Raw genomic sequence first — 15,802 nt, 5'->3', positions numbered from 1 at the left:
CGGTCCTGGTCCGGTCAGCTGAAGGTATGGCGGCTCAGCGGCAAGCTGCGTACGCGCTGGCCGGTGAGCTGGGCGACCGCATTGGCGACGGCGGGGGCCACGGCCGGCAACGGCGGCTCACCAATGCCGCCCATCTTCGCCCCACTCTGGACGATGCGCACATGCACCCTGGCCATCAGCGCGGGGGGCAGGATGGGATACAGGTCGTAGTTGCGCGCCCGTGGTTTGCCGTCCACGTACACCGCCTCCTCGACCAACGTCTGCGAGAGGCCCAACGCGACCGCGCCGTTGACCTGGTGCTCGATGATCGCCGGATTGACGATGCTGCCAGGGTCGATGGCCTGCCAGATGTCGTGCACCCTGACTTGGCCGTTTTCGATCGACACCTCGGCGATCGCTGCCGCCTCCGAGCCGAACGGCGACGCCATGGCGATGCCTCGGGCGCGTTTGCTGCCGTCTTCGGCGGTGAACGGTCCACGCTTCCAGCCACCCGACAATTCGGCAACCGCCTGCAGCAGCGTGGTCAGACGCCGGTTGTCGCGCAGCAGGTGCAGGCGCAGTTCGTACGGATCCTTGCCGCCCTTGTCGGCCAGTTCATCGAGAAACGACTCGTAGAAGAAGTCGTTCAGCGAATTGCCCACCGAGCGCCAGTAGCCGAGCATGGCCGGACCTTTGACGTAGATCTGGGCGATGCGCTTGTTGGCGATTGCGTAGGACTTGCCCGACAGCCCCTCGAGCGCCGTCGGGTCGACCTTGTCGCCTTGCTTGCCGGCCAGTGCCTCGGTCGGCCCTTCGGTGGCGCTGATCGCCTCGATGGCCACTGGCAGGCCATCGGCATCGAGCCCGGCGCGGAACTTGACCACCGCCAGCGGCCGCAGCACGTCGCGCAGAAACTCCTCTTCACGGCTCCAGATCAGCTTGACTGGGCGACCCACAGCCTTGGCCAGGGCAATGGCCTGGGGGTAGGGGTTGGCCGAGTCATAAAGGAAGTGGCGACCGAAGAAGCCGCCGAGCAGCGGTGAGTGCAGGTTGATCTGCGCAGCCTCAAGGCCGGTGCGCTTGGCAATGTCGTCGCGGAACATGTCCGGTGCCTGATTGGGCAGCCAGACGTCCAGGGTGCCGTCGGCGTTGAAGCGGGCCAGGGCAGAGGGCGGTTCGAGTTGCGCGTGGTTGAGGTACTGGTTGTGGTAGCTGGCTTCGACCTGGGTCGTGGCCTTGGCCAATGCTCCGGCGACGTCGCCCTGGTTCTCTTCGTCGCGGGCCGGGCCATCGACGCTGGCCAGGTGCTCGCGCCAGCCATCGCTGGAGAAATCGGCTGGCATCACGCGCAGCGGGGTATCGGCGGGTGGTTCTTGCCAATCCACCTGGATGGCCTCGACCGCGCGCTTGGCATGCCACCAGCGCTCGGCGACCACCGCCACGGCACCGGGCAGTGAGTGCACCGAGTGCACGCCTTTCATGGCCTTGACCTCTGCTTCGTTGCGCAGGCCGCCGACGGTCATGCCCAAGCGCGGCGCATGCTGCACGGCTGCGTGAAGCATGCCGTCAAGCTTGATATCGATGCAGTACTGGGCTTTGCCGGTGGACTTGTCGTAGGCGTCCAGACGCGGCACGGGTTTGCCGATCCAGCGAAATTGACTGGGGTCGCGCAGGGCGATGCTGGAAGGGTCTGGCACCGGCAGGTCCATGGCCCGGCTGGCCAGTTCGCCGTAGCTCAGCGAGCGTCCGGAGGCTGCGTGGATGACCTTGCCTGGTTCGGTGCTCAGCTCGCCCATCGGGACCTTGAGCTGTTCAGCGCCGGCCTGTATCAGCATCGCTCTGGCCAGCGCGCCGAGGCGGCGCATGGTCGGGTAGCTCATGCGCACCGACATGCTGCCGCCGGTGATGCGCATGCCGTTTTCCATCACTACATAGGTATCGCCCGGCGGTGCGCTGTCGACCAGGAAGTTGGCCGGGTCGACGTCGAGTTCCTCACCGACGATCTGCGCCATGGCGGTGAAGGGGCCTTGTCCGCCTTCCATGAAGGGGCTGAGCAGGCGCACTTTGCCGTCTGGGCGGATTTCCAGAAAGGCCGGGACTTGCGTACCGCGTTCAGCGGCGGCAGGCGCCGCTGCTTGCACGCGCGCCGAGCCCAGCGGCAGGCCGAAACCGAGCACCAGGGCGCCGACGGCCGAGCCTGCGAGAAAGCGTCGGCGCGACAGGTTGACGGTTTCGCCGTGTTGCAGCTTGAGCAGTTCCGGGGGCAGATCGCGGGGCGTGTTCATCAGGCCTGCTCCTCTTGGGCGAGGGCGTGGACGGCGGCATGGATGGCGTTGTAGGTGCCGCAGCGGCAGAGGTTGACCATGGCGGCGCTGATCTGCGCGTCGGTGGGCTTTGGTGCATGCTTGAGCAGGGCGGTGGCGGCCATCACCTGGCCGGACTGGCAATAGCCGCATTGGGCGACCTGGTGTTCGACCCAGGCGGCGACCACGCGTTTGCCGACGGGGTCGGCTTCGACGGCTTCGATGGTGGTGACTTCGCGACCGACCACGCCGGCGACGGGGATGACGCAGGCGCGTACGACGTTGCCGTCGACCAGCACCGAGCAGGCGCCGCATTGGGCCAGGCCGCAGCCGTACTTGGTGCCGGTCATGCCCAGGTCGTCACGCAGTACCCACAACAAGGGGGTGTCGGCGTCGGCATCGACCTGATAGGTCTGCTGGTTGATACGAAGTTCCATGACTCACCTGCTGATCAACGGTTGGGGGCGTTTTTATGGAGGTAGGGAATGCGTTGTTCCCCGATTGTGGAACGCTAGCACAGGGGTACGATCATGGGTTTATGGCAGCGTGCGGGTTCGGAGGATCAGGCAAGTAATTCGTTGAAATACGCAAGCGACACCGTGCATGCACGCAGCGCAGCGCAGCGCAGCGGTTGCTGTTGCTGTTGCTGTTGCTTCTAAGCGCGCGGTAGTTCAGGCAACGCAAATTGCGACTTCAGGAGGCCGAACGTAGGCGCCTGGAGGGCCCAGGGTGCGTAGCACCCCCGACGGCGTAGCCGGAGGACGCGAGCTGTACGACTTGCGAAGCAAGTTGTGGCCGCGCAGGGCCCGCAAGGTGCCGGAGTGAGGGGACCCCGGAGCGCAGCGCAGGGGCCGTATGTAGGAGCCCAGCGTTTTTTGGTTACTTTTTGTCGCGTTTGACAAAAAGTGACTCGCCGTAAGGGCGAAAAGGTGAGTGTGCGTCGCCATCGTCAATGAATACTGTTGCAGTGTTCAAAACCATCACGGCTTCTAGCTTCTAGCTTCTAGCTTCTAGCTTGAAACTTGAAACTTGAAATCTGAAATCTGAAATCTGAAATCTGCAATCTGGAACCTGAAACTTGAAGCCTGACAGTAACGCTACGTAGTGAGCGCTTTCATAGCGCACGCGCATTCATTGGCGATGGTGGCGCTTACTCACCTTTTCGCCCTTACGGCGAGTCACTTTTTGTCAAACGCGACAAAAAGTAACCAAAAAACGCTGCGCTCCCACATACGGCCCCTGCGCTGCGCTCCGGGGTCCCCTCGCTTCGGCGTCTTGCGGGCCCTGCGCGGCCACAACTTGCTACGCAAGTCGTACAGCTCGCGTCCTCCGGCTACGCCGTCGGGGGTGCTACGCACCCTGGGCCCTCCAGACGCCTACGCTCGGCCTCCTGAGGTCGCAATCCGCGTTGGCTGAACTACCGCGCATTTGAAGCAACAGCAGAGCAACAGCAGAGCAAGAGCAGGGCAAAGCAACTGCAACAGCAGAGCAACAGCAGGGCAAAGCAACTGCAGCAGCAGAGCAACAGCAAGAGCAGGGCAGAGCAACTGCAATAGCAAGAGCAGTGCGGGTTGGGCAGGGGATTGGTGTTGGCTATGGGTCGCATCGCGACTCGGATTGTCCCTGCTTCCCATGTCAGACCATCAAGTCACGATCCTTTAGCGTGTCGGCGATCCTTTTCCAGGCAAAGCAGGATGCTTACCGATGCTCTTCAGCGAACTGATGGCTGCTCTCTCCACCCATGCAATCCGACTCCAGCGCGAAGACCAGGACCTGATCGTCCAGGGCAGCGACGAAACCCTGGATGACACCCTGTGGGAGGCGCTGTCCCGGCACAAGCCGGCCTTGCTGGAGATGCTCGCCGAACGCAATGACGACTGGCAAAGCCCCGCCCTGCGCATTACCCCCGACATGCTGCCGCTGGTCAGCCTCGACCAGCAAGCCATCGACCGTATCGTCGCCACCGTCCCAGGCGGCGCCGCCAATGTGCAGGACATCTACCCACTGGCCCCCCTGCAGCAAGGCATGCTCTACCAGCACCTGGCCGCCGACGCCGGCGACCCCTATCTGGCACAGGTGCAACTGCGCTTCGCCAGCAAAGACCACCTCGAAGCCTTTGCCCAGTCCCTGCAGTGGGTGATCCAGCGCCACGACATCCTGCGCACCGCCTTGCACTGGCAATACCTGGACGAACCCGTGCAAGTCGTCTGGCGCGAAGCGACCCTGGTGCGCGAGGCCCTCGACACCCACGGCGACGATCCGCTGGCCGAACTGTGCACGCGCTTCGATCCCCGGCACTACCGCTTCGACCTGCAGCAAGCACCGCTGATGCGGCTCATGCACACCCCAGGCGAAGACGGGCAGTGGCTCGCCTTGCTCATGTTCCACCACGTCATCATGGACCACACCGCCCTCGACATCGTCCGCCGCGAGATTCAAGCGCACCTGGCAGGCCAGGCCGCGCAACTGCCGGCACCGATGCCATTTCGTAACATCCTGGCCGCCGCCCGCCAGGCCCTCGACGAGCAGGCTCACGAGCGCTTCTTCCGCGACATGCTCGGCGATATCGAGGCGCCGACCCTGGCCTTCGGTGTGCAAAGCGCTGGCGACACCCCTTTGCAGCAGGCCCGTATGACCTTACCCGCGAGCCTCAGCCTGCGCCTGCGCTACCTGGCGCGCCAGCTCGGCGTGAGCCCGGCCAGCGTGCTGCATCTGGGTTTTGCCCGCCTGGTCGGGCAACTGTCGGCGCGCCAGACCGTGGTGTTCGGCAGCGTGCTGCTCGGACGCATGACCACCGGCGATGGCAGCGAGCAGGCCCTGGGCATGTTCATCAACACCCTGCCGCTGCGCATCGACCTCGGCCAGCACAGCGTGCGCCAAGGGCTGCTGGCCACGCATAAACGCCTGAGCGCCTTGCTCGGTCACGAACAGGCATCGCTCGCCTTGGCCCAGCGCTGCAGCGCGGTCGCCGCACCGGCGCCGCTGTTCAATAGCATGCTCAACTACCGCCACAGCGACGCCGGCGATGCCCAGCAGATCATTCCGGTAGCACCCGGCATCGACATCGTCGGCGCCGAAGAGCGCACCGACTACCCGCTGACCATCAGCGTCGATGACCTGGGCGAGGACCTGCGCCTGACCGTGCAAACCCTGCCGCAGTGGGGCGCCGAACGGCTGTGCGCACAGTTCGAGCAGGTGCTGGCGAGCCTGGCCGAGGCGCTTGAGCGTGACCCTGACGCACCCTTGCAGGGCTTGCCCGTATTGCCGCCCGCCGAGCGCGAGCAGGTGCTTGAAGCGTTCAACCTCACCACTGAAGCCTACCCGCAAGGGCAAACCATACACGCGTTGGTTGAAGCCCAGGCGGCCCGCGCGCCGCATGCGCTGGCCTTGGTGCAGGGCGAGCATTCGCTCAGCTATGCGCAACTCAACCAGCGCGCCAACCAGCTTGCCCATCGCCTGATAGAGCAAGGGGTGCAGGTTGGCGACCGCGTGGCCCTGTGCCTGCCCCGCGAGCCTGAGCGGCTAGTGGCCTTGCTGGCGGTGCTCAAGGCCGGGGCTGCCTACGTGCCGGTCGACCCGTCCTACCCAGCCGAGCGCATTGCCTACCTGCTTGCCGACAGCCAACCGGCGCTGGTGCTCGCTCATTCCGCCACTGACAACCTGCCATCGCTACCACGCCTGGACCTCGATCAAGCCGCCAGCTTCGCCGCCAACGACAGCAACCCCGAATTGCCGCGCATCGATGCGCAGCACTTGGCCTACCTGGTCTACACCTCAGGCTCCACCGGCCAGCCCAAGGGCGTGATGATCGAGCATCGAACCCTGGCCAACCTGGTGCACTGGCACTGCCAGGCGTTCGCCGTGCAAGCCGGGTCCCATGGCGCCAGTGTCGCCGGCTTCGGGTTCGACGCCATGGCCTGGGAAGTCTGGCCGACCCTGTGTGCCGGTGCCACGTTGCACCTGCCGCCGGCCAGCATCGGCAACGAGCACATCGACGAACTGCTCGACTGGTGGCTGGCGCAGCCGTTGCAGGTCAGCTTCCTGCCCACCCCGGTCGCCGAGCAGGCGCTGCGCCGCGACCGTCAGCACCCGACCTTGCGCACCTTGCTGATCGGCGGCGATCGCCTGCGCCAGTTCGATCGCGACCCAGGCTTCGCCGTGGTCAACAACTATGGGCCGACCGAAACCACTGTGGTGGCGACCTCCGGCACACTGGTGCCCGGCGGTGAGCTGCACATCGGCCAGCCGATCGCCAACACCCGCGTGTATGTCCTGGACCAGGGCCTGCAACCGGTGCCAGTCGGTGTCGAAGGTGAGCTGTACATCGGCGGCGTGCAAGTCGCGCGGGGCTATTTCAACCGCCCCGAGCTGAGTGCCGAACGCTTCCTGGACGACCCCTTCAATCCTGGCGGACGCATGTACCGCAGTGGCGACCTGGTGCGCTGGAACGGCGACGGCAGCCTCGACTACCTGGGTCGCAACGACGATCAAGTGAAGATCCGAGGCGTGCGCGTGGAATTGGGTGAAATCGAGGCCGCTCTGGCCGCCCAGCCGGGTATCGCCGACGCCGTCGTGCTGGTGCACGACCAGCGTCTGCTGGCCTGGTACACCGAAAGCGCACCGCTCGACCCCGAGCAATTGCGCCAGGCCCTGCAGGCCAGGCTGCCGGCGCATATGCTGCCCTGGGCGTTGCTGCGCCTGGAGGCATTGCCGCTGACCAGTCATGGCAAGCTCGACCGCCGCGCCTTGCCGATGCCTGACGCTGCAGCGTTGCCAGGGCAGGCCTACGAGGCGCCGCAAGGTCAGACCGAAGCGGCCATGGCGGCGATCTGGGCCGAGGTGCTGGGCGTTGCACGGGTAGGGCGGCAAGACAATTTCTTCGAACTCGGTGGCCATTCCTTGCTGGCCGTGACCTTGGTCGAACGCTTGCGCAAAGCCGGGCTGGTGATCGATGTTCGCGTGCTGTTCGCGCAGCCGACCATTGCTGCACTGGCCAGCGTCAGCGGCCAAGGTACCCAGGCGCACGTCCCGGCCAACCGCGTCCCTGCAGGCGCGGCGCGCATCACCCCGGACATGCTCAGCCTGGTGCAGCTCGATCAGGCCAGTCTCGACGCCATCGTCGCCACGGTGCCCGGAGGCGCGGCCAATGTGCAGGAAATCTACCCCCTGGCGCCGCTGCAGGAAGGCATTCTTTATCACCACCTGAGCGCCGCGCAGGGCGACCCCTACCTGCTGCAGACACGCCTGGCATTCGACAGTGTCGAACGCCTGCTGGCCTGGGCCGGCGCGTTGCAGCAGGTCATCGACCGCCACGATATTCTGCGCACCTCGGTGCTGTGGCAGGGCCTGGCGCAACCGGTACAGGTGGTATGGCGCAGCGCCGCGCTCGCCGTGACCGAAATCGACGACCTGCTCGACACGACGGAGCCAGCGCGCATCGAACAATTGCACGCCCGCTTCGATGCCCGCCATCACCGCCTCGACCTTGGCCAGGCGCCGCTCACGCGGCTCTACTACAGCCTTGACCCTGACCACCATCAGGTGGTGGCGATCCTGCTGTTCCATCACCTGACCCTCGACCACACGGCGATGGATGTGATTGCCCGCGAGATGCGCGCATTGCTATTCGGCCAGGGCGAGCAGTTGCCGGCCGCCGTGCCGTATCGCAACTACGTGGCCCAGGCGCGGCTGGCCGACCCGGCTGCCCAGGAAACCTTCTTCCGCGAGATGCTCGCCGATGTCGAGGAACCCACGCTGCCACTGGGCTTTGCCGATGTGCAGGGCGATGGTCGCGACGTCGAAAGCGCCACGCTGGCACTGGACGACGCACTGAGCCTGCGCCTGCGCAGCCACGCGCGGCATCTGGGGGTCAGCGCTGCAAGCCTGATGCACCTGGCCTGGGCGCGGGTGCTGGGGGTATTGGCCAACCGCCAGGATGTGGTGTTCGGCACCGTGCTGATGGGTCGCCTGCAAGGCGGCGAAGGCGCCGATCGCGCGCTGGGCATGTTTATCAATACCTTGCCGTTGCGCATCGACACCAGCGCAAGCGCCCACGCAGCGCTGCGCGCGACCCATCGCAGCCTGTCTGCGCTGCTGGGGCACGAGCATGCGCCGTTGGCCCTGGCCCAGCGCTGCAGCGGCGTTGCGCCGTCGTTGCCGTTGTTCAGTGCCTTGCTCAATTACCGTCACAGCGCCGCCGATGCTCCGCGCGAGGGCGAGGGCATCTGGGCAGGCGTGCGTCTGCTTGGCGGCGAGGAGCGCAGCAACTACCCCCTGACCCTGAGCGTCAACGACCTGGGTGAGGGCTTCAGCTTCAACGTGCTGGCGCTGCACGGCATCGGGGCGACCCGTGTGGCCCAGTGGATGGCCAATGCCGTCGCGCAGCTGTTGCACGCCCTCGAGCCTGGGCAGGACGCCAGCGTCGACAGCTTGTCGATCATCGACGAACGTACCCGCCACCACGTGCTCGGCGACTTCAATGCCACCGCCCAGGTTTACCCGCAGGGGCAGACCGTGCATGCCATGGTCGAGGCCCAGGCGGCGCGTACACCCGACACCACCGCGATCTGCCAGGGTGAGCGCGCGCTAAGCTACGCCGAACTCAACCTGCGGGCCAATCGCCTGGCCCAGCGCCTGATCGAACACGGCGTGCGTGGCGGCGAGCGGGTCGCCCTGTGCTTGCCGCGCAGCATCGAGCGGCTGATCGGCTTGCTGGCCGTGCTCAAGACCGGCGCGGCCTACGTGCCGGTGGACCCGACCTACCCCCAGGAGCGCATCGCCTACCTGCTGGCCGACAGCGCACCGACGCTGGTGCTCAGCGATTCGAGCATCGACGGCCTGCCCGCCGGGCTTGCACGCCTGGACCTGGACCAGGCCGGCAGCTGGCACGCCGACGCCAGCAACCCACAGGTGCCGGGCCTGGACGCCCAGCACCTGGCCTACGTGGTCTATACCTCCGGCTCCACCGGCCAACCCAAGGGCGTGATGATCGAGCATCACACCTTGGCCAACCTGGTGCACTGGCACTGCCAGGCGTTTGCCCTGGGCGCCGGCGAGCGCACCTCCAGCGTCGCCGGATTCGGTTTCGATGCCATGGCCTGGGAGGTCTGGCCGGCCTTGTGCGCCGGGGCGACCTTGCACCTGCCACCGGCGCACATCGGCAACGAGCACGTCGAAGCGCTGCTCGACTGGTGGCTGTTGCAGCCGCTGAAAGTCAGTTTCCTGCCCACTCCGGTCGCCGAGCTGGCGCTGCGCCGCGAGCGCCAGCACCCGACCTTGCGCACCCTGCTGGTTGGCGGCGACCGCCTGCGCGCGTTCCAGCGCGACCCCGGATTCGCCGTGGTGAACAACTACGGGCCGACCGAAACCACCGTGGTCGCCACGTCCGGCACGCTGCTGCCCGGAGCCGACCTGCACATTGGCCAGCCGATCGCCAACACCCGCGCGTATGTGCTCGATGGGCGCCGCCAGCCGGTGCCGGTGGGCGTGCCGGGCGAGCTGTACATCGGCGGCAGTCAGGTCGCCCGCGGCTATTTCAACCGTGCGCAATTGACCGAGGAGCGCTTCCTCGCCGACCCGTTCAGCCGCCTGCCCGGTGCGCGCATGTACCGCAGCGGCGACCTGGTGCGCTGGAATGCCGACGGCACCCTCGACTACCTGGGCCGCAATGATGACCAGGTGAAGATCCGCGGCATGCGCGTCGAGCTGGGCGAGATCGAAGCAGCCATCGTCGCTCAGCCGGGCGTCGAGCAGGCCCTGGTGCTGGTGCGCGCCGAGCGCTTGCTGGCCTGGTTCACCTTTAATGCGCCGGTCGATCTCGACGCCCTGCGCGAGGCCTTGCAGGCCAGCCTGCCGGCGCACATGCTGCCGCAGGCGCTGATACCCCTGACGCACTGGCCGCTGACCAGCCACGGCAAACTCGACCGGCGCGCCTTGCCCGAGCCCGCGCTGCAGGCACAGGTTCACGCCGAACCGCAGGGTGAGCGTGAAATCCGCATGGCGGCCATCTGGGCCGAGGTGCTGGGCCTGGAGCGAGTAGGGCGGGACGATGATTTCTTCGAGCTGGGCGGCCATTCACTGCTGGCCGTGACCCTGATCGAGCGCCTGCGCCAACAGGGCTTGGGCACCGATGTGCGGGTGCTGTTCAGCCAGCCGAGCGTGGCGGCGCTGGCAGCTGCCATCGACCACGATCGGCAGGTCGAGGTGCCGGCCAATCGCATCGATGCTGGCTGCACGCAGATCACCCCGGACATGCTGCCACTGATCGAACTGGATCAGGCCAGCATCGAGCGGATTGTCGCCAGCGTGCCCGGCGGCGCCGCCAACGTGCAGGACATCTACCCACTGGCGCCGCTGCAGGAAGGTATCCTCTATCACCACCTGAGCGCGCCCGACGGCGATCCGTACCTGCTGCAGTGGCGCGTGGTGTTCGACAGCCTTGCGCGCCTGCAAGCGTTCGCCGCTGCCCTGCAACAGGTGATAGAACGCCACGACGTGCTGCGCACGGCGGTGCTCTGGGACGGCCTGGCGCAACCGCTGCAAGTGGTCTGGCGCCAGGTGCCAGGCCCCGTCCTGCTGCACACGGCCCAGGGTGCTGCGGCGGGCGCACCGCCGCTGGCGCTGGACCAGGCGCCGCTAATCCGTCTGTTGCACGCAGGCGGCGACCGTGCGATCGAGGCGACCTTGCAGTTCCACCACATCGTGCTCGACCACACGGCGATGAAGGTCGTGCTCGGCGAAATTCGTGATCACCTGCGTGGCCAGGTGCCCAGCCAGCCGGCGGTGCCTTACCGCAACTACGTGGCCCAGGCCCGCCTGGCCATCAGCGAAGCCGAGCATGAAGCGTTCTTCCGCGCCGAGCTGGGCGATATCGATGAGCCGACGCTGCCTTACGGCCTGAGCGACCTGCAGGGCCAGGCCGGCGATTTCGAGCGGGTTACCGTGCAGGTGCCAAGCGCCCAGTATCAGCGTCTGCGCCAACAGGCCCAGCAGGCCGGGGTCAGCGCGGCGAGCCTGCTGCACCTGGCCTGGGCCCGCCTGCTGGCGGCCACCAGTGGCCAGGACTCGGTCGTGTTCGGCACCGTGCTGCTTGGCCGACTCCAAGGCGGTGCCGGCGCCGACCGTGGCCTTGGCATGTTCATCAACACCTTGCCGCTGCGCCTTGATCTCGACGGCCTGGGCGTGCGTGATGGCGTGCGCCTGGCCCATGAGCACTTGGGTGCGCTGCTGGTGCACGAACACGCCTCGCTGGCGCTGGCCCAGCGCTGCAGCGGCGTGGCCGCGCCGACGCCGTTGTTCAGTGCCATGCTCAACTACCGCCACGGCGCCAGTGCCGATGAACAACTCGTGCAGCGCGAGGCGCTCGAGGGCATCGAAGCGCTGCCCAGTGGCGGGCACGGCAACTACCCGCTGAGCGTCGACGTCGATGACCTGGGCGACGGCATGCGCCTGACCGCCCAGGTCAGCGCGGCGATCGGTGCCCAGCGCGTCTGCGAGCAATTGCTGCAGGTACTCGGTGGGCTGCTCGATGCCCTGCAGCAACAGCCGCAGTTGCCGGTGCAGCAGCTGCCGGTACTGGCTGCAAGCGAGCGTGCGCAGCTGTTGCAGCAGGCCCGCTCGAGCGCTCGCGGCGGCGAGCGGCAGCAGCCGTTGCAGCACCTGTTCGAGGCCCAGGCCAGGCTCACCCCCGAGGCCATCGCACTGGTCGGCGAAGACGGCGAACTCAGTTATCGCGAGCTCAACGAACAGGCCAACCGCCTGGCTTATCACCTGCTCGCCCTGGGCGTACAACCGGACGATCGCGTGGCGATCTGCGTCGAGCGCAGCATGGCGCTGGTGGTCGGCCTGCTGGCCATCCTCAAGGCCGGCGGCGCCTATGTGCCGCTGGATCCGAGCTATCCGCCGCAGCGCCTGGTGCACATGCTCGAGGACAGCGCGCCGCGGGCGCTGCTGGTCCACAGTGCGACCCGCGGCGTGGCAGCGCATGCGCTGCTGGTCGACCTCGATCTGCCCAGCTGGAGCGACAACCCCGTCAGCGATCCGCACGTACCCGGCTTGAGCGCGCAGCACCTGGCCTACGTGATCTACACCTCAGGTTCCACCGGCGTGCCCAAGGGCGTGATGGTCGAGCACCGCAACGTGGTCAACCTGGTGCGCTGGAGCCAACGCCTGTGCGCAGATGCCGGCAGCGTGCTGCACAAGACCCCAGTCAGCTTCGATGCGTCGGTGTGGGAGTTGTTCTGGCCGCTGTGCAGCGGCCTGCGCCTGGTCCTGGCCCGCCCGGATGACCAGCGCGATGCGCAGTACCTGGTGCAGTTGATCGAGCAACAGCAAGTGAATGTGGTGCAGTTCGTACCGGCATTGCTTCAGCAGTTCCTCGAACAGCCACAGAGCGCCGCGTGCAGCAGCCTTAGCGACATCGTCTGTGGCGGCGGCGAATTGACCGCCGCCTTGGCGGCGCAGGTGCGTGAGCGGCTACCCGCGGTGCGCCTGCACAACGTCTATGGGCCCACCGAAACCACGGTCGATTGCAGTGTCTGGACCCTGCACCCCGGCGCAGCGCTACCGCGCGGCAGCTTGCCGATCGGGCATGGCATCGACAATACCCGCCTGTATGTCCTCGACAGCCGCGATCAACTGGTGCCGTGGGGCGTGGCCGGGCAGTTGCATATCGGCGGTGCCGGCGTTACCCGTGGCTACCTGGGCCTGGCCGAGCAGCAGGCCGAGCGCTTCATTGACGACCCTTGGTTGCCAGGCGAGCGCCTGTACCGCAGTGGCGACCTGGTGCGCCAACGCGCCGATGGTGCTCTGGAGTTCCTCGGGCGCAACGATCACCAAGTGAAAATCCGTGGCCTGCGCATCGAACCAGGCGAAATCGAAGCCTGCCTGCTGCGCATCCCTGGCGTGCGCGAGGCGCTGGTGCTGGCGTTCGACGACGGCGTCGCCGGGCCGCGCCTGGTGGCTTACCACAGCGGCGAGCCGGTGCCGGCCGAGCAGCTGCGCCACGTGCTGCTCGGTGATCTGCCGGACTACATGGTGCCGGCGCAGTACATCCACCTTGAGCAGCTGCCCCTGACCCCTAACGGCAAGCTCGATCGCAATGCCTTGCCAGCGCCGGACGCGGCCTTGCTGCAGCGTCCGTTCGAGGCGCCGCAAGGTGCCACCGAGCAGCTGCTTGCGCAGCTCTGGGCGCAGCTGCTGGGAGTCGAGCAGGTGGGGCGGCACGACAACTTCTTCGAGCTGGGCGGCCATTCGCTGCTGGCGGTCACGCTGACCGCGCGCTTGCGTCAGCAAGGCCTGCAAGTGGATGTGCGCACCCTGTTCGGCCAGCCCACCATTGCCGCCTTGGCGGCAACCCTGGGCCAGGCCCAGCAGGTGGCAGTGCCGGAAAACCGCATTCCAGCAGGCTGCGAGCACATCACCCCGGACCTGCTCAGCCTGATCGAGCTCGACCAGGCCAGCATCGACCGTATCGTGGCCAGCGTGCCGGGCGGCGCGGCCAACGTGCAGGACATCTATCCGCTGGCGCCGCTGCAGGAGGGCATTCTCTATCACCACCTCAGCGCCGCCGAGCACGATCCCTACGTGCTGTACTCGCGGCTGCGCTTCGATAGCGTCGAGCGCCTGCACGCCTTCGCCGGAGCGCTGGATCAGGTGATCGCCCGTCATGACGTGCTGCGCACCGCCGTGTTGTGGGACGGCTTGGCGCAACCGGTACAGGTGGTGCTGCGGCGTGTGGCGGGTGTCCTGGGCGGTAGGGAGCAGGGCGACTTGCCAACCCTGCGGCTCGACCAGGCGCCGTTGTTACAGCTGTTTTACCGCCAAGGCGAGGAGGGCATCGATGCAACCTTGCAGTTCCACCACATCGTGCTCGATCACACGGCTTTGGAGGTGATCGGCGAAGAATTGCAAGCGCTGCTGCACGGTCTACCAGCACCCGTTGCCCGACCTGTACCGTACCGTAATTACGTAGCACAGGCGCGACTGGGCATCAGCCAGGCCGAACACGAGGCCTTCTTCCACGCGCAACTGGCGGAGATCGATACGCCGACCTTGCCCTTCGGGTTGAACGACGTCCAGGGTGACGGCCGGGCCATGCAGGAGGTCAAGCTGACCTTGCCGACGCCGCTGGCCGCCGCGTTGCGGCGCCACGCTCGCGTCTTGGGTATCAGCGTCGCCAGCTTGTTCCACCTGGCCTGGGCGCGTTTGCTCGGCGCTGCCAGTGGTCAGGATCGCGTGGTGTTCGGCACCGTGCTGCTCGGCCGCCTGCAAGGCGGCGAGGGTGCCGAGCGGGCGTTGGGCATGTTCATCAATACCCTGCCACTGCGGGTCGATCTGGGTGCTGTCAGCCTGCGCGAAGCCGCCCATGCCACGCACCAACGCCTCAGTGCGCTGCTGGCCCACGAGCACGCTTCGCTGGCCCTGGCGCAACGTTGCAGCAGCGTGGCCGCGCCACTGCCGCTGTTCAGCGCGATGCTCAACTACCGTCACGGCGCTCTCGCAGATGCCGAGCAGCGCAAGGCCTGGCAAGGGATCGAAGTGCTCGATGGCCAGGAGCGGACCAATTACCCGCTGAGCCTCAACGTGGATGACCTGGGCGAAGGCTTCCGCCTGGTCGCCATGACCCCTGCCGAGGTTGGCGCAGCGCGGATCTGTGGGCAGATGCAGCAGGTGCTCGCGGCCATGGTCGAGGCGCTCGAGCATGAACCGCAGTTGCCGGTGCAGCGCATACCCGTGTTGCAGGCCGCAGAGCGGCAGCAAGTGGTGGTCGAGTTTAATGCTACTGCTGTCGATTACACCCTCGATCAGACCCTGCACGGGCTGATCGAGGCCCAGGTCGCGCGTACGCCGGATGCGCTGGCGGTCCGTGCCGATGAAGGCGAGCTGAGCTACCGGCAGCTCAATGAACAGGCCAACCGCCTGGCGCATTACCTGATCGGCCTGGGAGTCAAACCCGATGACCGTGTGGCGATCTGCGTCGAGCGCGGGCTGTCGATGGTGGTGGGGCTGCTGGCGATCCTCAAGGCCGGCGGCGCCTATGTGCCAGTCGATCCGGATTATCCGGCCGAACGCGTGCGTCACATGCTCAGTGACAGCGCGCCTGTGGCGGTGCTGGTGCATGCGCCAACTCGGCACGTGCCGGACGCGGGGCAGGTGATCGATCTGGATCAGTTTGACTGGGCGGATCACCCGTCGGTCAACCCTCTGGTCGCCGGCCTGACCCCGAGCCACCTGGCCTACGTGATCTACACCTCCGGCTCCACGGGCCTGCCCAAAGGCGTCATGAACGAGCACGCCGGCGTGGTCAACCGCCTGCTGTGGATGCAGGACGCCTACGGCTTGAACAGCACTGACGGGGTCCTGCAAAAGACCCCATTCAGCTTCGATGTCTCGGTCTGGGAATTCCTCTGGCCCCTGCAAACCGGCGCGCGCCTGGTCATGGCGCGTCCTGGCGGCCACCGCGACCCCGAGTACCTGCGTCAAGTCATCGAGCACGAAGCCATCACCACGCTGCACTTCGT

Annotated in this window: 3 protein-coding genes; 1 reads left to right on the top strand and 2 read right to left on the bottom strand. The window is 66.7% G+C overall.

All coding sequences use genetic code 11. The features are described 5' to 3' along the window. Positions 1–14: 14 nt before the first annotated feature. Together FS665_RS08825 and FS665_RS08820 are read right to left on the bottom strand one after the other, a co-directional pair. Positions 15–2,264, bottom strand: a complete 2,250-nt coding sequence (locus FS665_RS08825) for a molybdopterin cofactor-binding domain-containing protein (protein WP_145186452.1) — start codon at positions 2,262–2,264, stop codon at positions 15–17. Further along, a complete protein-coding gene (locus FS665_RS08820) occupies positions 2,264–2,719 on the bottom strand; it encodes a (2Fe-2S)-binding protein (protein WP_145186449.1) in 456 nt (151 codons plus the stop codon). The genes FS665_RS08825 and FS665_RS08820 overlap by 1 nt, the downstream gene beginning before the upstream one ends. A gap of 1,267 nt (positions 2,720–3,986) precedes the next feature. On the opposite strand from FS665_RS08820, the gene FS665_RS08815 reads away from it, so the two are divergent. Continuing rightward, on the top strand, positions 3,987–15,802 hold an 11,816-nt coding region (locus FS665_RS08815), incomplete at its 3' end, for a non-ribosomal peptide synthetase (RefSeq protein ID WP_145186446.1).

Source organism: Pseudomonas sp. URMO17WK12:I11, from assembly GCF_007677725.1.
In the GTDB taxonomy this organism is placed as follows: Bacteria; Pseudomonadota; Gammaproteobacteria; order Pseudomonadales; family Pseudomonadaceae; genus Aquipseudomonas.
The sequence above is the reverse complement of the archived record's forward strand: the minus strand, read 5'-3'. Positions and strand labels throughout refer to the sequence as shown.